Source organism: Streptomyces sp. NPDC045678 (assembly GCF_056432085.1).
Genome location: NZ_JBWKJS010000004.1, coordinates 303,832 through 320,275, shown reverse-complemented (window position 1 = coordinate 320,275; position 16,444 = coordinate 303,832). Strand labels below are relative to the sequence as shown.

At 70.1% G+C, this 16,444-nt stretch carries 15 protein-coding genes and 1 pseudogene; 6 read left to right on the top strand and 10 right to left on the bottom strand.

What is annotated here, in order from left to right; all coding sequences use genetic code 11:
• Positions 1–17 precede the first annotated feature (17 nt).
• Positions 18–404 (bottom strand): annotated as a pseudogene (locus tag AC07DO_RS16085) (ATP-binding protein); the annotation flags it as partial.
• A gap of 58 nt (positions 405–462) precedes the next feature.
• Here AC07DO_RS16085 and AC07DO_RS16080 point away from each other — a divergent pair.
• Both AC07DO_RS16080 and AC07DO_RS16075 read left to right on the top strand, forming a co-directional pair.
• On the top strand, positions 463–1,290 hold the full coding sequence (locus tag AC07DO_RS16080; protein ID WP_479060088.1) for a helix-turn-helix domain-containing protein: 828 nt from the start codon (positions 463–465) through the stop codon (positions 1,288–1,290).
• Positions 1,287–1,544, top strand: a complete 258-nt coding sequence (locus tag AC07DO_RS16075) for a DUF397 domain-containing protein (RefSeq protein WP_479060086.1) — start codon at positions 1,287–1,289, stop codon at positions 1,542–1,544. Before AC07DO_RS16080 ends, AC07DO_RS16075 begins: the two co-directional genes overlap by 4 nt.
• Here the strand turns inward: AC07DO_RS16075 and AC07DO_RS16070 are convergent.
• From AC07DO_RS16070 to AC07DO_RS16040, 7 genes are all read right to left on the bottom strand, one after another.
• Entirely contained in the window at positions 1,538–2,455 is a 918-nt protein-coding gene (locus AC07DO_RS16070; protein ID WP_479060084.1) for a 2OG-Fe(II) oxygenase family protein, read from the bottom strand. The two genes, AC07DO_RS16075 and AC07DO_RS16070, sit on opposite strands and share 7 nt — an antisense overlap.
• The gene (locus AC07DO_RS16065; protein WP_479060082.1) at positions 2,452–3,330 is read right to left on the bottom strand and encodes a 2OG-Fe(II) oxygenase family protein; all 879 of its coding nucleotides are present in this window, start codon (positions 3,328–3,330) and stop codon (positions 2,452–2,454) included. Before AC07DO_RS16065 ends, AC07DO_RS16070 begins: the two co-directional genes overlap by 4 nt.
• A gap of 52 nt (positions 3,331–3,382) precedes the next feature.
• Positions 3,383–4,351 carry a 2OG-Fe(II) oxygenase family protein gene (locus AC07DO_RS16060; protein WP_479060080.1) on the bottom strand — a complete coding sequence of 323 codons (969 nt, stop codon included), beginning with the start codon at positions 4,349–4,351 and terminating at the stop codon, positions 3,383–3,385.
• Entirely contained in the window at positions 4,348–6,024 is a 1,677-nt protein-coding gene (locus AC07DO_RS16055; protein ID WP_479060079.1) for a cytochrome P450 family protein, read from the bottom strand. The genes AC07DO_RS16060 and AC07DO_RS16055 overlap by 4 nt, the downstream gene beginning before the upstream one ends.
• Positions 6,021–6,929 carry a 2OG-Fe(II) oxygenase family protein gene (locus AC07DO_RS16050; protein ID WP_479060077.1) on the bottom strand — a complete coding sequence of 303 codons (909 nt, stop codon included), beginning with the start codon at positions 6,927–6,929 and terminating at the stop codon, positions 6,021–6,023. Before AC07DO_RS16050 ends, AC07DO_RS16055 begins: the two co-directional genes overlap by 4 nt.
• Positions 6,926–7,795: a 2OG-Fe(II) oxygenase family protein gene (locus AC07DO_RS16045; protein ID WP_479060076.1), complete on the bottom strand. Its 870-nt coding sequence runs from the start codon at positions 7,793–7,795 to the stop codon at positions 6,926–6,928. Before AC07DO_RS16045 ends, AC07DO_RS16050 begins: the two co-directional genes overlap by 4 nt.
• A gap of 128 nt (positions 7,796–7,923) precedes the next feature.
• A complete protein-coding gene (locus AC07DO_RS16040) occupies positions 7,924–8,688 on the bottom strand; it encodes a tRNA-dependent cyclodipeptide synthase (protein ID WP_479060075.1) in 765 nt (254 codons plus the stop codon).
• A gap of 727 nt (positions 8,689–9,415) precedes the next feature.
• On the opposite strand from AC07DO_RS16040, the gene AC07DO_RS16035 reads away from it, so the two are divergent.
• Complete coding sequence (locus tag AC07DO_RS16035; protein ID WP_479060074.1) at positions 9,416–10,837, top strand: MFS transporter; 1,422 nt, start codon at positions 9,416–9,418, stop codon at positions 10,835–10,837.
• 75 nt (positions 10,838–10,912) lie between these two features.
• Here AC07DO_RS16035 and AC07DO_RS16030 read toward each other — a convergent pair whose 3' ends face one another.
• On the bottom strand, positions 10,913–12,067 hold the full coding sequence (locus tag AC07DO_RS16030; RefSeq protein ID WP_479060072.1) for a S1 family peptidase: 1,155 nt from the start codon (positions 12,065–12,067) through the stop codon (positions 10,913–10,915).
• A gap of 1,092 nt (positions 12,068–13,159) precedes the next feature.
• Here AC07DO_RS16030 and AC07DO_RS16025 point away from each other — a divergent pair.
• Both AC07DO_RS16025 and AC07DO_RS16020 read left to right on the top strand, forming a co-directional pair.
• Positions 13,160–13,552: a VOC family protein gene (locus AC07DO_RS16025; protein WP_479060070.1), complete on the top strand. Its 393-nt coding sequence runs from the start codon at positions 13,160–13,162 to the stop codon at positions 13,550–13,552.
• Between the two features lie 129 nt (positions 13,553–13,681).
• Complete coding sequence (locus AC07DO_RS16020; RefSeq protein ID WP_479060069.1) at positions 13,682–14,464, top strand: hypothetical protein; 783 nt, start codon at positions 13,682–13,684, stop codon at positions 14,462–14,464.
• A gap of 3 nt (positions 14,465–14,467) precedes the next feature.
• Here the strand turns inward: AC07DO_RS16020 and AC07DO_RS16015 are convergent, their stop codons facing one another.
• A complete protein-coding gene (locus AC07DO_RS16015; RefSeq protein WP_479060067.1) occupies positions 14,468–14,941 on the bottom strand; it encodes a MerR family transcriptional regulator in 474 nt (157 codons plus the stop codon).
• A 91-nt stretch (positions 14,942–15,032) separates the two neighbouring features.
• Here AC07DO_RS16015 and AC07DO_RS16010 point away from each other — a divergent pair, with 91 nt between their 5' ends.
• Positions 15,033–16,331, top strand: a complete 1,299-nt coding sequence (locus AC07DO_RS16010) for a flavin-containing monooxygenase (protein ID WP_479060066.1) — start codon at positions 15,033–15,035, stop codon at positions 16,329–16,331.
• Positions 16,332–16,444 lie beyond the last annotated feature (113 nt).

Below are 16,444 nucleotides of genomic sequence, written 5' to 3'. Positions count from 1 at the left end.
TCGCACCACACCTCCTTGCCGGGGTCCTGTTCCTCGACCCCCCACTTGTCCGCCAGCGCGGCGACGAGCAGGAGCCCCCGCCCGGACTCGTCGTCGTCCCGGTCGTCTTCGAGGTCGAGCCTGGGGCGGCCGGTGCCGCTGTCGTGTACGGCGGCTCGGACCACGCCGTCCTGCGTGCAGAAAGTCAATCTCAGCCGGAATCCCCGCCCCGGCGGGACGCCGTGCAGCAACGCGTTCGTCGCCAGCTCGCTCACGCAGAGCGTGATGTCGTCCGCGCGTTCCTCCTGGATCCCCCAGCCGGCCAGGGCGGCGGCCGTGAAGGCGCGGGCTGCGGGGACGGACCGGCCTTCTCGCCGGTAGAAACTTTCTCGGTTCACGTGACGACAGTCACACTCCGTGGCCATGATGAAGCAGTGCGTGAACCCGTACGCCTGGGATGTACGAGCTGGGGAGTTGGTCCATATGAGCAGCCAGAGGCGACGACCACGCAGGAATGCGTCGGCCATGCGGATGGTGGGGGCGCTGCTCGCCGTCCACAGGGAGGCGGCGGGCTACACCCAGCGGTCGCTGGCCGAGCAGTTGGCCATCAGCGAGGAACTGATCGCCTCCGTCGAGCAGGGGCGGCGTCCGCTGAAGATGGACCTGGCGGTGCAGTTGGATGATTTCCTCGGCACGAATCGGACGTTGCAGACGGCCGTGGAGAACATGCCGGAGGTGGATCTGGTTCCGAGGTGGGCGGAGGAGTACCTGGACTGTGAGCGGGAGGCGATCGCCATCTCCGTGTACGACAGTTTGGCCGTGCCCGGACAGTTGCAGACGGAGGGGTACGCGCGGGCAGTTTTCCGTAGCCGTGTCCCGGTCTATGACGAGGATGAGATTGAGCAGCACGTCGCGAGCCGGATGGAGCGCCAGACGATCTTGCACCGCAAAGTGCCGCCGACAACCAGCTTTGTGATCTGGGAAGCGCCACTGCGGGACCGACTCGGTGGCGGAATGGTCTACGCCGAGCAAGTCCGTCGCCTACGCGAATACGCCGAACTCCCAGGCCTCGTCCTGCAAGTCCTTCCGCTCGGACGCAGTACACACGCAGGGCTGGGCGGGCCCTTCGTCCTGCTGGAGACCCCTGAGCATCAGCGGCTTGCCTATACCGAGACCCAACGCGGAAGCCAGCTGATCGCAGATCCGGACGAGGTAGCGATCCTGACCCAGAAGTATGCGATGCTGCGAACACAGGCCCTCAACGCGGAGGACACCAGGGACCTGTTGGACCGTCTGCTAGGAGAACAATGAGCGGCAGCACCGCGCTTGAGTGGTTCAAGTCCAGCTACAGCGGCGATGAAGGCGGCCAGTGCCTCGAAGTCGCCTACGCCTGGCGCAAGTCGAGCTACAGCGGTAGCGAGGGCGGCCAGTGCCTGGAGATCGCCGCCCACCCCACCGCCATCCACATCCGCGACTCCAAGAACCCGGACGGACCCCACTTCACGGTCGCGCCCGAGACCTGGACCGCCTTCCTGTTCCCGCAGCGGGCGGCGCCGCCTCAGTAGAGACCGCTCGTGTCCTCCCGGTACGTGTTGTCGAGGATGTCGTTGAGGAACGTCCCGAACTCCGAATGGAGTTGGAGGCCGCTGCCCGGCTCGTAGGCGAAGAGGCCGGGGCAGACGCTCTCGTCGAGGCTGCTGTCGACGAAGAGCGCGTACGAGAAACGGTCGGGTTTGGCCCCACCGCTCGGCGGCTGGCGCACCACGCGGTGGGCCACCGCGGCCACCGGCGTGGCGGTCCGCCGGGTCAGGATCTCCATCGCGCATCCGAAGTTGACGATGAAGGTGCCGGGGACCGGGTCGATGGGGTGCCATTCGCCGTCCCGGTCGACCTCGAGTCCGCGCTCGGTGGAGCGCAGAACCGTCACCCAGCCGGAGTCCTTGTGGATGTTCAGGCCGCGCGCGGCCACTTCCGGGCGGAAGTGGTTGAAGGTCAGGGTGTGGGTGCCGTGCGGGGTCAGGCTGTGTCCGGTGGCCTTGTCCCAGAGTGCGCGCGGCAGGTCGAGGCGGGCGAGCACCGCGCGCTGGACGTCGAGCGCGAAGTCACGCATGCGCTCGGCCTGCCGGGCGAGCCCGGCCGGATAGACCTGGTCCCACCAGGCGCTCTCCAGGAAGAACTGTTCGGTCTGGTCGGCGTCACGGCAGAAGTAGCCCTGGTGTGGGCCGAGTTGATCGGCCGTCCAGGGGTGAAAGCCCCGGTACGGGTCCTGGTCCTCGGCCGGGAGGTAGAAGGAACGGGCGAAGCGGTCCCCCGCCGACAGGTCCGTGCCGGCGGGCTGCTTCACGTAGAAGAAGCCGTCCTTCAGAGCGCGCCGAAGTCCGTCATCGTCGGTGAAGTGCAGCTCGCCGTCACGCAGTTCGGCCAGCTGCCAGCCCTGCAGCGCGCTGGTACGCGGATGTCCCGCCGCCGTGCTCATACGCGGGAGTGGAAGTCGTAGCCGAGCTTGCCCGCCTTCTCCACCGAGAAGTCGCGGAAGCTCTGGTACTCGCGCAGTCTGCCCTCGGTGTCGTACTGGTAGAGCGGCATGTCGTAGCGGGGCCCCATGTAGACCGTGAACGAGGAGCGGTCCGGGACGCCCGCCTCCGGGCGCAGCTCCGGCACACGGTGGTAGACGGCGGTCACCGGCCTGGGCAGCTTCCTGGTCAGGACCCGGAAGGCGTCGCCGAGGTTGACGGTGAAGTGGCCGGGGCGCTCGCGCACCGGCAGCCAGCGGCCTTCGTGGAGGATCTCGTATCCGTGCTGGTCGGTGCAGATCGTGGTGATGAACCCGCTGTCGGAGTGCTCGACGATCCCGGCGCGGTCGCTCAGGCCCGCACGGTAGTGGTTGACCGTCGTGTAGCACAGGCCCGTGTCCTGCGAAGCGCCGCCGGTGATGAGGTCGCGGTCGGTCTCGGGCACCCCCGCCGCGTCGAACACGCCGTACAGGACGTCCAGGGTCAGCTGCCGCATGCGCCGCAGCACCGCGGTGACCTCGTCCGGCAGGTACTCCCGCCACAGGAAGCTCTCCAGCTGGAGCTGCTCCACCTGGTCGGGCCGGTCCTCGTAGCCCAGCTTGGAGGCCGGGTGGCCGTGCTCGCGGTGGCCTCGGTGGCGGTCGGCCGGATCGCCGGTCCCCGGCTTGTAGAAGGTGCGGCAGAAGTCGAGTCCGGCGCGCACGTCGAGGTCCTCGGGGACGGCCACGTTGAACGCGCCGATGGCGAGCGCCCGCGCGGTGTCGTCCACGGTGGCGAACCGCAGGGTGCCCGCGTCGACCTCGGCCGCGGGGAGGGTGAGTTGGGCCGTGTCCGTCATGGTGTGACTCCCGTCCTTGTCGGTTTCCGCCGGTGCCGTGCTCGTGCCCCGGCTAGAGCGCGCCGTCGTTGTCATAGGTCCGGCTCACCTCCTGGACGGCGAAGTCCGCGACCGACTGCACGGGCCGCGCCGAGCCGTTTTCGAGCCGGTAGACGGTGCCGTCGAGGGCGGAGTCCAGGAACGTCACGTACGAGATGCGGTCGGCCCGGCCCGCCGGGCGCTCGGTGGAGACCACGCCGTGCACGTTCGCGCGCACGGGCCGCGGCAGGGCGGAGGTGAGCACCTCCAGCGAGCTGCCGAAGTTCACGATGAAGTGGCCCGGCTCGGGGTTGACGGCGCCCAGCTCTCCGTCGATGAGCGCGAGGAGACCCGGCTCGAAGGAGCGGAGCACGGTCACCCACCCGGAATCACGGTGGAACTTGCAGCCGCGGGTCTCCTTCTGCGAACGGAAGTGGTTGAAGGCGAGCATCTGGTGTCCACCGTTGTCGGAGAGGCCGCCGGACACCTCGCTCCACAGGTCCCGCGGTACCTCCACGTGCCGCAGCACCGCGCGCAGGACGGCTACGCCGAGGCCGGTCATCCGGTGGCCGAGTTCGGTGACCTCGGGCGGCAGCAGCGCCCAGTTCGTCCTCTCGATGTAGAAGTTCTCCCACTGGTCGTGCTCGCGGTCGAAGTAGCCCTGGTAGGTGCCGGGGACATCGGCGTGACGGTAGCCCCGATAGGAGTCCAGGCCGTCACCGGCCGGGTCCTCGTGGAAGTGCGTGGCGAACCGGTCACCGGGTCCTGTGTCGAGGCCGTCGGGTATGCGCAGCAGGAAGAAGCCCTTGGCCAGGGCGCGGTCGAAGCCTCCCTCGCGCTCGAAGAGCAGCTCGTCCCCGTCGAACCAGGAGCGTTCGAGGTCCACCGGCGGATAGGCGGCCCGAGCCTGCCGCTCGCCGGGCATGGGCGGCAGGGCGACCGGGGGCCGGGCGGTGGTGGGGTGGAAGCGGGACCGGGTGGTGCGGGAGTTGGCGGTGGTCATGGGGTCGGCTCCCTCGGGGTTGCTGGGTCGCGCGGCGTGCCGGGGTGCTGCGGCGGCGTGCCGGGTTCGGGCCGGATGGTGATGCTTCCCGGCCGTGCCGGGCGCGGCATGGACGCGTGGTGCTTCAGCTGGAGGTCGGTGTCCCGCGTGGCGACCGCGTAGCGGCCGTACAGCTCCGCGAGGACCATGGACTGCATCCGCACCGAGAAGAGCCGGCCGGGGCACTTGCGGGGGTTCCGGGCGGCGTTGACCATGCTGAACGAGTTGATCTCATAGCGGCCGCGGGAGAGCAGCGAGGAGACCGTCTCCCGGTCGGAGCGGACGATGGCCTCGATGTTGGCCGGGGCGAAGCGGCGCGGCTCGGGGAAGACGGCGGGGTCGCGGTTGGCCTGCCGCCGGTCCAGCCACATCATGGTGCCCGGCGGCACCGTCACCGGGACTCCCCGGTGGTGCAGGGTGAACGGCTCGGTCGTACGGCGCCACAGCGCACTGGGATTGCTGCCGCCGAGGCGTACGGCCTCCAGGACCGCGAGGTCGATCACGGACGGGGCGGCGGCGCCCGCGTGGGCAGGCGGGTCCGCGTACGGAGGCTGGTCCGCGTGCGGAGGCTGGTCCGCGTGCGGAGGCTGGTCCGCGTGCGGAGGCTGGTCCGCGTGCGGAGGCTGGTCCGCGTACGGGCACCCCGCCGCGGTCGCCGTGCCCGTGCCGCACCTGGCCTCGGCCACGACGGCGTCCTTGACGCGGGGCGTGGCCTCCACATAGCCGATCGCCCACATCAGGCTGAGCGCCGTCGTGTCGTACGTGGCGACGACGACCGTGCCCAGCTCCTTGATCCGCGCGGCGTCGAGCGCGGCCACGGACCGCCGGGTGAAGGGCAGTTCCCACAGGGCGAAGTGACGACGGATCAGGTTGGATTCGGGGGCGCCGGCCAGGGCGTCGAAGTTGTCCGTCAGGAGGTCGCGCACGAACGGCACGATGACGTCGAACTCGCGCATCGCCGCCGGGTTGTCGTTGCTGATGACGTCGGAGGCGAGATCGAAGAAGCCGCGCACCACCCGGCCGTACTCGGCGGAGTCCAGGTACTCGGGCAGTGGCCGCCGGGTCAGATCGAGGACGCCGGGGACCATGCTGTCCACATACGCCGTCAGGGACAGCGTGAAGTCGTCGAGCGGGACGGTCCTGCCGGCCGCGCGGGCGAGGTGGTCGGCCGTGTACCGCCGGACGGCGGGCTCCAGGCGCTCCACGAACTTGGCGTTGCCGAGGGAGCGTTCGACCACGGCCCGCTTCCCCGGGCGGCCCGGGTGGTCGTGGGGCAGGGAGCCCATGAAGTCGCCGAACAACTCGCGGTTGGCGTCGGTGGAGGGCGCGAGGACGTCGTCGCCGACCAGCGGCTCGTTGGTGATCTGGTAGACGGCGAGCTTCCGGCCCATCCAGAACGTGCACAGACCGCCGTTCTCCTCGGCACAGGCGCTGATGCCGGAGGCGCGGAAGTAGTGCGAGGCGGGCTCCCCGCGCACCACGGTCGCCTCGTGGAACGCCGGGGCGTGGCCGTGCAGCCGGCTGGGTCCTTCGTGGTGGGCGACGATTCCGGGAAAGGGCGCGCCGGGGCCCTGCGGCAGGACGACGGTCCTGCCCTGACGCGGGGTGCCGACGCGGTCCGCCGAGACGCTCATGACGTACCGCCTCCGCTCGCGCCGGCGGCTTCGGCGATACCGAAGTCGGCGTGCCGGTCGGACCAGGTCTCCTCGTTGAACTCGCGCAGGAACTCCTCGGAGCCGCGCACGGGCACGGCCGTGCCGTCCTCGCGCACCTGGTAGAGGTCGCCTGTGGCGGGCGGGTTGGCGAAGGCCGCGAAGGAGAAGCGGTCCGCGGCGCCCGGGGCCGGGGCGCACTGCCGCACCTGGTGCAAGATGGCCCTCACCGGGCGGTCGAGGGCCGCGGTGAGCAGTTCGAAGGCGCCGCCGAAGTTCACCACGAAGTGGCCGGGCACGGGGTCGACGGGCACCCAGGCTCCGTCGACGGACGCTTCCAGGCCGGGCTCCTCGTTGTAGAGCACGGTGACGAACCCGGTGTCCTTGTGCGGGGCGCAGCCCAGCTTGGCGCGCTCCGGACGGTAGTGGTTCGCCGCGAACCAGTGGGTGCCGAGGCCGTCGACGGCGCCACCGGTGATCTCGCTCCACAGCGCGGGCGCGATGCCCAGCTCGGTCATCGCGGCACGCAGCACGAGGAGCGTCAGATCGCCCATCTCGTCGGCCATGGCGAGGAGTTCGGGCGGGAAGTGCCGGGTCCGCCCGGGGCCGTCGATGAGCACGTGCTCGGTCTGGAAGTGCTCCCGGTCGAAGTAGACGCCGGGCACGTCCTTGAAACCGCGGTACGCCCGGGTGGCCACCGGCCCTTCGTCGGGGGCCCGGTGGAACTCGCGGCACAGGGTGATGCCCGGTCCCGGATCGAACCCGGTGGGCACGGCGAGCAGGAAGCAGCCGTCCCGCAGGGCCCGGGACAGGCCGTCGGCGGTGTCGAAGCGCAGGCCGGCGCCCGTCACGGTGGCGCGCTGGAGGGTCATGGAGTCGACGGTCATCGGCGTACGCCCTTGTTGGTGTCCGATCCGTCCGGCGCGTCCGGCGCGTCCGTACCGGCGTAGATCTCGTAGTCGTTCTCGTCGATGAGTTCACGCGAGCCGCAGACACGCTCCAGGCCGCTGCCGTGTACGTAGCGGTAGATGCCCTCGTCCTCGCCGGGCAGGCAGCCGCTGGAGCTGAAGTGCCCGAAGCTGGACCGGTCCTCCTGTTGGCGGGCGACCCTGTGCATGATGGCGGCCACGGGCATGCGGCTGCCCGCGGTCAGGATCTCCATGGACAGGCCGAAGTTGACGATGAAGCAGTCCGGGTCGGCCGGGACGGTCTCCCAGTGGTCCTCGCGGCTCACTTCGAGGCCCGGGGCGGTCGTCCGCAGGATGGTGAGGAACCCGTCGTCCTTGTGGGAGCTGAGCCCGATGTCCTCGTGCGCGGGCCGGTAGTGGTTGAACGTCAGGTGGTACGAGCCCGCGCACTGCGAGCAGCCGCCGGTCGCCCGCCGCCAGTCCCGCTCCGGTATGCCCACCGCGGAGAGGACGGAACACAGCACGTGCCGCGAGAGCCGGGTGAGCGACTCGCCCAGGGCGGTGATCTCCGGCGGATAGGCGGCGGCCCAGAACCGGCGTTCGAGGAGGAACTGCTCGATCTGGTTGATCCGCTGGTGGAAGCCGAGCAGCGGGTCCCCGAAGTGGTCGCTGCCGATGTCGCGGAACCGGCCGTACGGCGCCGCGGCCGGACCCTCGTAGAACTGACGCGCGAACGCGTCACCCGCCGACACGTCGAGCCCGTCCGGGATCTCCAGGAGGAAAACGCCGTCCCGGAATGCACGGTCGCGCGCCCCGGAACCCCCGAAGTCAAGGGCCCCGTCCACCGCGCGGGCCCTTTCGAGGCGTGCTTCGCCAAGTGCGGGACGGTCGGGCGAGCGCTTCTCGTAAACGTCTCGGTATATCTTTCCCCGCCGTATTTCGGGGACCAGATCACGCGCTTCGGCTGTCATGCTCACCGACCTTTCAGATGGAGGGAGACCACGACGAGGTCACGCAGCTCTTCCGGGGCCCCGGGATGGTCGCCCTTGGCTATCTCGGACAGGGTGCTGAACGATCCGGGATACACCATGACCGGCAGCCCCTGCTCTTTGAGACAGGCGAAGATGGCGAACTCTTCGAGAAAGTATTCGTTGGACAGCCGGATGCGTTTTTCCCATTCGGCCTCGCTGATGCCGTCGACCCGCTTCCGGTGATAGGCGTGACCGAACGATTCGACCGAGGAACGGAACGCCTCGTCCTCGTCGAAGAACGCCCGCAACTTGCTGTGGAACTCGGCACACCTCTCACCGGCCTGCACTTCACCGCAGGTCAGGACCGTGAACTCGGTGCTGTCGCGGTACTCGTCGAACACCCCCTCCGCGGCCTCCGCGAAGCGTCGGCCGAGGTCGAGCGCCCGTTCCCTGGCACGGTCGGGGGGCAACCCCTGAGTCGACTCCAGAGTGAGCCGGTGAATGCTGTCGCCGATGAGCACGGTGCATCGCGCGAACCTTCGGGAGATCCACTTGACCATGCTCGTGAGTTTGGGAGTGGTGAAGTTGCTGTTTTCCAGACTGACACCCAGAAAACATGTTTCGTACTGCTCGAAGGTGTTCCTGCTTGAGTCCGGAGAAACCGAAGCGATCTCCGCCTTGTAGCGCGTCCTGCGGGTGGGTTCTATCCGGCGCGTCGGAATAGCTGTCCCCTGCGCATCTAACGACATCACATCCGCCTGATCCATGGGGGGAAAGTGCAGGAATGGCATTCGTCTGCCGCATGAAATTACTAACAGGTGGTTGAACCGGAAGCCAAGGCCCCAGGGTGGTGAACAGGCCGTCCCGCCGAGCGGCCGCGGTTCCCGGGCGCTCCACGGCGACTGACCAGGCACTTGATCGGTGTAGGAAGCAAGAACCCGCCCGGGCGGTACGCATGGTGACCGTGCGGTCGCGCCACGTGCGGCCGGCGGGGCCGTGGCGCCACCTCTGTCGAACCGCGGGGTGGCCAACGCGCGGCACTCAGCTGGGAGTTCGCGGCACGGAGGTCCGGATCGCGACTCCATACGGTCACGGGAGAGAGGCACCCCCATGCGACCGGAGGGTCACAGTCCGCAGCGGTGCCCATGATGGCTGAATGCTTTCTCCAGGCCCTCTCAGGGGTGGGTTGGCAAGTGCCCGGGGACCAGTTACGTTGTTGATGTCCCGATCGCCGGTCGAGGCACGGACCCGCGTGTGTCATCCACGCGGCGGCCCCGTCGACGTGGCACATCGGACTCCCCGTGGGCAGCCCTCTCCACCCCGGCCCCACTTCTCATCTCCTCTCTCCGCAGCGGCGCTCCGTGTCCAGGAGCGCTCTTCGGCTGCGACCTCTCCCCTCCCTCTCACCACCAGCGTCTCGTGCCGCCGCACGGCCGTGCGGCGGCAGCAGGAACCACCCCCGAAGGGGCCGACCATGAGGAGAAGTGGGCAATCGTGAGCAAGGGCGCGACCTTGAGGGACGGTATCGGCGGCAACACGACGAAGTCGCCCTTCCCCACCCGGCGATGGGCACTCCTCGCCATGTCCGTGGGTGTGTTCTGCATCCAGCTCGACTCGTTCGGCCTGAACCTCGCCCTGCCGCAGATCGGCCGCGACCTGCACGCGGGCGGAGCCGGTCTGCAGTGGGTGATCAGCGCGTACCTGCTGTCCACCGGCACGCTGATGCTGGGGGCGGGACGGCTCGGCGACCTGTTCGGCCGGCGGCGGCTCCTGGTCGCGGGGCTCGCCGTGTTCGGCGCGTCCTCGCTGGTCTGCGCGCTCGCCCCGACCCTGCCCGTCCTCGTGGGCGCCCGGGTGGCCCAGGGCGCGGGAGCCGCGATGATCATGCCGGTGGGGCTGTCCCTGCTGACCAACGTCTACCCGGCCGAACTGCGGGGCCGTGCCACCGGCTGGGCCCTCGGCATCGGCGGGATCGCCACCGCCTGCGGTCCGTTCATCGGTGGCGCCCTGACCGAGTCGGTGTCCTGGCGTGCCGTGTTCTGGCTCAACGTGCCGCTCGCCGTACTCGGCGCGGTCTGTGCCTCACGTACCGCCGAGAGCTACGACACCAGTGCGCCCCGCAGCGTCGACTGGAGCGGTCTGGCCGGTGCCACGGCCGCGCTCGCCGCGCTCTGCGTCGTCATCGACCGCGGACCGCGCTGGCCGTGGCCCGCCGCGCTGGCGGGCGTGGCCGTCACGGCAGCCCTGCTGATCCTGTTCGTACGGCGTGAGCGGACCGCGTCCCATCCGCTGGTGGAGCTCAGCCTGTTCCGCAACGGCCCGTACATGGCGCTCACCCTGGCCGGCGCCGCGGCCAACACCACCACCGTGATGTTCCTGTTCGTCGTGCCCCTGACGCTCCAGGGCCAGTGGGACCTCTCGGTCGTCCTCGCGGGCACCGCGTTCCTCGCTCCCGCGCTGGCCATGGCGCTCGCCGGGCCGCTCGCCGGGCGGGTGCCACCACGGGCCGCGGTACGGCTGATGGCGGGCTGCCTGTGCGGAGGAGCGCTGGTCCTTGCGTGCCTCGCCCGGACCTCGTCCCTCACCTTGTACGTGGCCGTGGCCACCGTGGGCGGCGCGGTCCTCGGAGTGGCCAACTCACTGACCCTCATCGCCACCCAGGCGGTGATCCGGCCGGAGCGGGCCGGGGAGGCGTCGGGAGTCACCAAGACGGTCATCACCGTGGCCGCCGGCCTCGGCGTCGGACTGGCCGGGGCCGTCACCGACCAGGACCGAGGCGTGGGTTCGGAAGCGGCCGCCGACACGGCACTGCTGATCACCGCGGCGGGCTGTCTGGCGGCGTGTGTGATCCTCGCCGTGTGGATCAGGCTGCGGGAGGGCGTGGTGCGGGCCGGGTCGGGGGAATCGGGGGGATGACTCAGGGACTCGGTTCCGCGGACGTGGGCGGGGAGGTTGCGCCCGGCGGTTGCGAGCGCCGGGCGCGACCTGGGGTCACGCGGTGTGCAGCCGCAGGTTGTAGCGCTGGAGAATCTCGTTCACCGGCTGGAACCACGTCTCGCCACCGCTGCTGCAGTTGCCCCAGCCGCCGGACGTCACGCCCTGGGCCTGGTCGCCGCTGATGAACGAGCCGCCCGAGTCACCGCCCTCGGCGCAGACGCTGGTCTTGGTCAGCTGGTGGACGACGGCGCCGCCCGAGTAGTTGACGGTCTCGTTCTTGGCGAGGAGATTCCCGCAGTGCCACTTCGTCGTGGAACCGGAGCGGCAGATCGACGTACCGACCGGCGCCTCCGCCGAACCCTTGACCAGCCGGTCGGGGATGGTGCCCCAGCCGAGCACGACCGGCACGGTCCACCAGCCGTTGCCGACGGACACCCAGGCGTAGTCGTTGTCGGGGAACGAAGAGCCCTGGAACGAACCGATGTTGGACCCGTCCCAGCCGCGCACACCCGCACCCGCCTTGCCGCAGTGCCCGGCGGTGACGAAGCCGCCGTGCACGGAGAAGCCGATCGAGCAGCGGACGTTGCCGGTGTAGTACGGGTCGCCGCCGACGGTTCCTGCGGCGAACGTGCTCGGGGCCTCCTTGACGGTGTCCACGCTCAGGGGGGCGGTGGCGCGGGCACGGCGGAGGAAGTCGGTGACATCGTTGTCGGCGCGGTGGCCTTCGACGACGTCGACGACGAGCCGGTTGGCCTTGGCGTCGACGCGCCAACTGGCGATTCCACCGGGCGCCTCGAACTTGTCGACGCGCGCCTTGGCCGCGTCCAGCTCGGCGGCGCTGTGCTCGACGAAGCGGACGTCGGCGCCGGTCGCGCGGACGTCCGCGGCGGCGGAGCGCTCGGTCAGGGCGACGGTCAGCCGCCCGCGCCCGGCATCGAACCAGGCCCCGCCGTACGCGCCACCGGCCGCCTTGCGCGCCGCGCGCTCGACCTCGACGGCCCGCTTCTCGTCGGCGAGCCGCTCCCGGGCGGCGGCGGGCGACAGCCCGAGGTCGCGCTGCAGGGCTCGGAGGAGACCTTCGGAAGCGAGCGCCTTGCCGGAGGCGGGGCCGGAATCGGCGGTGGCGGTGGGGGCGAGCCCGGTCCCGGCACAGGCGGCCGCCAGGAGGAAGGCGGACAGGCCGAGACGTGCGCTGGTCTTACGTCTCACGTGATGTCCTCTCGTGGATCCAACAGGGGTGCGGTAGACCGGAGTTGAACTATTGAGAGCGCTCTCAGTGCGTGGTGCGGCCGAGCGTAGAGAGACTGTGCGGACAAGTCCAGACCTGCGGGCTCGTGAGGCCGTCCGGGCCTACGGGGTGACCATCGCCACGCGGACCGTGGCGCTGCTGCGGGCGGGCGCGGACTTGGCAGCCGTTGTCACGTCCGATCGGGAACCGCGGCCGACGAGTCCGCGATTGGCGCGGAGAGCATGACTGATGACGCCGCCGCCGTCACCAGCGTCATGACCTGCGGGCGGGTCCGGATGCACCCGGCACAGCCGATTACCTGTCGACCGGGCGTGCGGAAATCTATGCCAGCCGGAGTAGACATTGGGTGGCGGTGTGGTTATGGTTTCTCTCGTAGCCAAGAGCAAGAGGCCAGCAGGAAGGCCCGGCAGAGATGCGCTGCCGGCAGCAGTACCCGCAGTTGCAGTACGCAGGACGGTGCGGCGGTGGAGTCCCGAAGCCAGGGTTGTCGTAGGACGGCGACGGGTCTGACGGCCGGACCGGGTGGCCCGCAGTGATCAGGGGCCGCCGTGAGTAGGTAAGTGCAGTTCGCATCACCAGCAGTACGCAGTAGAGCAGTGCCAGTAGTACGCAGTCCCTTCAGTAAGTGTTGGTCAAGAGGGAAGAACGGAGGAACCGATCGCCATCGGGATCGCCCGGCAGAGCTACTGATGCCGGGTACCGCAGGACATCGATAGTGAGGTGGTCTCCGGTCAAGCAACCGCGATCCCCGCATCCCCGACGGCATCTTCGTCGGGTCGGTGGAAACAGAAGGCCGGCGCAGGATCAGGGCCGGCAGATGGTGTAGCAGTTCCTTCGGGGCCCGGGTGCCATAAGGCGCCCGGGCCCCTCGACGCGTTCCGCCCGCCCCGCCCGCCTCATCACCCCGCTCCGCTCCGCGGGCGGGCATCGCCGCTGCTCCCGCCCCTCGACAGGGCGGTGTCCTCATGCTTAAGATCCACGCCGACATCGCGTGTCGGTCACCGGCCGGGTGAGGCATGGAGGTGTCGGGAGATGCCTTGTGGAGGCATTCCTTGCCGGTTCAGCTGAATCACACGATCGTCCATGCCCGGGACAACCGGGAGTCCGCCGAGTTCTTCGCGGAGCTGTTGGGCCTCGAAATCGCCGCGGAATGGGGACCGTTCATCGCGGTCGCCCTGAGCAACTCGGTCACCCTCGACTTCGCCACCATTCCCGCCGAGTCGATCACCCCGCAGCACTACGCCTTCCTGGTCTCGGAGGCGGAGTTCGAGGCGGCGTACGACAAGATCCGGGCGCGCGGCATCGAGCACTGGGCCGACCCGCAGCAGAAGCAGCCGGGCGAGTTCAACCGCAACGACGGGGGCCGGGGCGTGTACTTCCTGGATGCGTCGGGGCACGCGATGGAGCTCATCACCGTGCCGTACGGCGGGTGGCCGCAGGCGTAAGCACGGCACACGCGGGGCCGGTATCCCCAGTTTCGGGGGATACCGGCCCCGCGTCCCTCCTGAGACCTTCGTGGTCCGAGGTGCGGAGCGCGCCCTGAGCGCTCCGCGCAGGGAGAGGAGAACCACGACATGAAACGAAGGATCAGCCGCCGTCCGTGGCGCCCGGTGCTCGCCGTGGCGATGGGCCTGGTGGCCGCCATGGGCACGGGGAACGCGGGCGCGCGGGCCGCGGAAACGGTGCAGGGCGGGGAGGCCTGGGCCGGAGCGGTCGCCGCGTCCGGCTATCTGAACCTGCACCAGTGCGCGTACTACGCGGCCGGCCTCGACGACCACTTCAACACGTTCGTGACACCGAGCGGCGACGGGCGCTACTCCACCGGCACGAAACACTCCGCCACCGCCGACACCACGGCGGCCTGCGGCGCGGGGAACGGCAATCACGTACCCGTACCGCTCCTGCACGGCGTCAACGCGCTGAACCTCGGCGCGGGGCGCTACCTCAACCTCCAGCAGTGCGACTACTACCGGAGCGCGAGCACCGACCGCTTCACCACCCTGGTGACGCCGAGCGGCGACGGGCGCTACTCCACCGGTACGAAGGTCTCCAACACCAGGGAGACCTCACCCACCTGCGGTCCGGGCAACGGCAACCACGTGCCCAACCCCGGCCTCTCGGGTTCCCTGCCCCTGGACCTGACCGCGGGCAGCCGGCTCAACCTGCACCAGTGCGTGTACTACTCGGAGCGGCTCAAGAGCCACATGACGAGCGTGGTGCCGGCCCCGGACAACCGGTACACGACGGGCACGAACATCTCCGACACCGTCGACACCCGGCCGGTCTGCGGCGCGGGCAACGGCGACTACGTCCTCATCCCGCTGCTGTCCGCCGTGAAGAGCATTCCACTGAGCTGACGATCACGCGGGGCGTTGTGCGCGGTAGGCCGCGCGGGCGGCGGTGACGAGGTCGGAGTCCGGGAAGCGGCCGCGCGGGGTACGCGCGGCCAGTTCGGCGTCCATGATGGTGCAGCTCGCCGCGATGTCGTCGCTCGTGCAGTTCAGCGCGTGGCGCAGATAGCCCCGGGCCGCCTCCAGCTCCGCGATCGTCCGCTCCAGGCGCACGAGTTGGACGTCGACGGCGTCCTGCCAGACGTCACGCGTGGCCTTCCCCGAGGTGACGACGGCGGCCCGGTCCAACGGCATCCGGCCGACCACGCAGCAGAGATAGGCCAGGCCGAGGCGGCGCAGGTCGGTGTCGTCGTAGAGCCGCTTCCCGCCGTCGCGGGCGGGCGGGTTGAGCACGCCCTGCCGCTCCCACCACCGCACCGCGGACGGTGCGAGGCCGTACAGGGCCGCCGCTTCACCGATGAGGACCTCACTTCGTCGCGCCATGAAGTCAGTTGACATCAAGGCGACTTGAAAAGGCAAGGTCTCACTTAGGTAAACCTAAGTAGTCGCGTTCTCGCGGCGGAGGGGCCAGGTCATGGCAGCAGTGGAGTACGTGGAGACCGTCGTCGTCGGCGCCGGTCAGCAAGGGTGCGGCGCGGCCGGGGCCCTGCAGGAGCTCGGGTGTGAGGCGCTCGTCCTGGAGCGGGGGGAGATCGGTCAGGCGTGGGCGCACGAGCGGTGGGACAGCCTGCTGGTCGGGAGCGGGAACCGATCGGTCCGCTTTCCCGGTCTGGAGTACGACGGCGACGACCCCGACGGGTTCATGTCGGGGCCCGAACTGGCCCGGCGCCTGCGCCGCTACGCACAGGAGCGGGGGCTGCGGGTCCGCGAGCACACGTCCGTCCGGGAGGTCGAGTGCCTGCCGGACGCCTCGGAGCGCGACGAGGTGAGGTTCAGGACGCACCTGTCCGCCGGAGGCGCCGTCGAGTCCCGCAACCTGATCATGGCGGTGGGCGGCTACGCGGCGCCCCGCACCCCCGCCCTCGCCGCCGACGTCGACCCGTCCGTGCACCAGCTGCACTCCCGCTACTACCGCAACCCCGGGGCCCTGCCGGAAGGGGCGGTCCTCGTGGTCGGCGCGGGCATCAGCGGCCAGCAGATCGCGCACGAGCTGGTGAGCGCGGGGCGGCGGACCTTCCTGGCGGTCGGGCGGCACCGCGCGTGGCCGCGCCGCTACCGCGGCCGCGGCCTCCTCGAGTGGCTGTCGGCGCTCTCCCTGTACGACGACTTCGGGACCGTGGGCGGCGACGGAGGGCCCGTCCTGCCCGGCCTGCCGGTGACCGCCGTACGGGACAAGAGCGAGGACCTCAACGTCGGCACCCTGGCCGCGCGGGGCGTCACCCTGGTCGGCTCCGTGCGTGCGGCCGACGGCGGCACGCTGCTCCTCAAGGACAACGTCGTCTCCGTCGCCGAGGAGTCCGCCCGCTCCTTCCGGCACGCCGTCGACACGATCGACGCCCGCATCCGCCGGCGGGGCTTCGTGGCGCCGGAGGAGAAGCCCGCCCCCGAGGTCCCCATGGAGCACGTCACCGACTTCGGCGAGCGACTCGACCTGGCCCACCACGGCATCACGACCATCGTGTGGTGCACCGGATTCGGCCCCGACTACCGCATCCTGCCGCGCCACGTGCTCGACGCGAACGGGGCGCCGATCCAGGAGAACGGCCGCCTCGGGGCGCTCCCCGGCCTCTACTACGCCGGTCTGCCGGACGGGAACCACGTGGTCCCGGTGGGCATCTCGGCGAACGTGGAGAACGGCCGCTTCCTCGCCCGCCTGATCCACGTCGACCACGTGATGCGCTCGGGCTCGTCGGAGTCGCTGATCACGACGTGAGAACGCGGCGAGGGGCGGGACCCAGCAAAGAAAGGGGGGAAGGTGCTAACCCGTATGGACGTTGATCCCATTTCTGGTCTAGTGTCGAGGCTCGTGATGCTTGGCTCTACCTT

What these genes read in the sequence shown, in the direction of transcription:
- AC07DO_RS16070 (WP_479060084.1), bottom strand. Translation starts at nt 2,455, where the DNA reads ATGAGCACGGCGGCGGGACATCCGCGTACCAGCGCGCTGCAGGGCTGG.
- AC07DO_RS16060 (WP_479060080.1), bottom strand. Translation starts at nt 4,351, where the DNA reads ATGACCACCGCCAACTCCCGCACCACCCGGTCCCGCTTCCACCCCACC.
- AC07DO_RS16050 (WP_479060077.1), bottom strand. Translation starts at nt 6,929, where the DNA reads ATGACCGTCGACTCCATGACCCTCCAGCGCGCCACCGTGACGGGCGCC.
- AC07DO_RS16065 (WP_479060082.1), bottom strand. Translation starts at nt 3,330, where the DNA reads ATGACGGACACGGCCCAACTCACCCTCCCCGCGGCCGAGGTCGACGCG.
- AC07DO_RS16075 (WP_479060086.1), top strand. Translation starts at nt 1,287, where the DNA reads ATGAGCGGCAGCACCGCGCTTGAGTGGTTCAAGTCCAGCTACAGCGGC.
- AC07DO_RS16055 (WP_479060079.1), bottom strand. Translation starts at nt 6,024, where the DNA reads ATGAGCGTCTCGGCGGACCGCGTCGGCACCCCGCGTCAGGGCAGGACC.
- AC07DO_RS16010 (WP_479060066.1), top strand. Translation starts at nt 15,033, where the DNA reads ATGGCAGCAGTGGAGTACGTGGAGACCGTCGTCGTCGGCGCCGGTCAG.
- AC07DO_RS16015 (WP_479060067.1), bottom strand. Translation starts at nt 14,941, where the DNA reads ATGGCGCGACGAAGTGAGGTCCTCATCGGTGAAGCGGCGGCCCTGTAC.
- AC07DO_RS16080 (WP_479060088.1), top strand. Translation starts at nt 463, where the DNA reads ATGAGCAGCCAGAGGCGACGACCACGCAGGAATGCGTCGGCCATGCGG.
- AC07DO_RS16040 (WP_479060075.1), bottom strand. Translation starts at nt 8,688, where the DNA reads ATGGATCAGGCGGATGTGATGTCGTTAGATGCGCAGGGGACAGCTATT.
- AC07DO_RS16020 (WP_479060069.1), top strand. Translation starts at nt 13,682, where the DNA reads ATGAAACGAAGGATCAGCCGCCGTCCGTGGCGCCCGGTGCTCGCCGTG.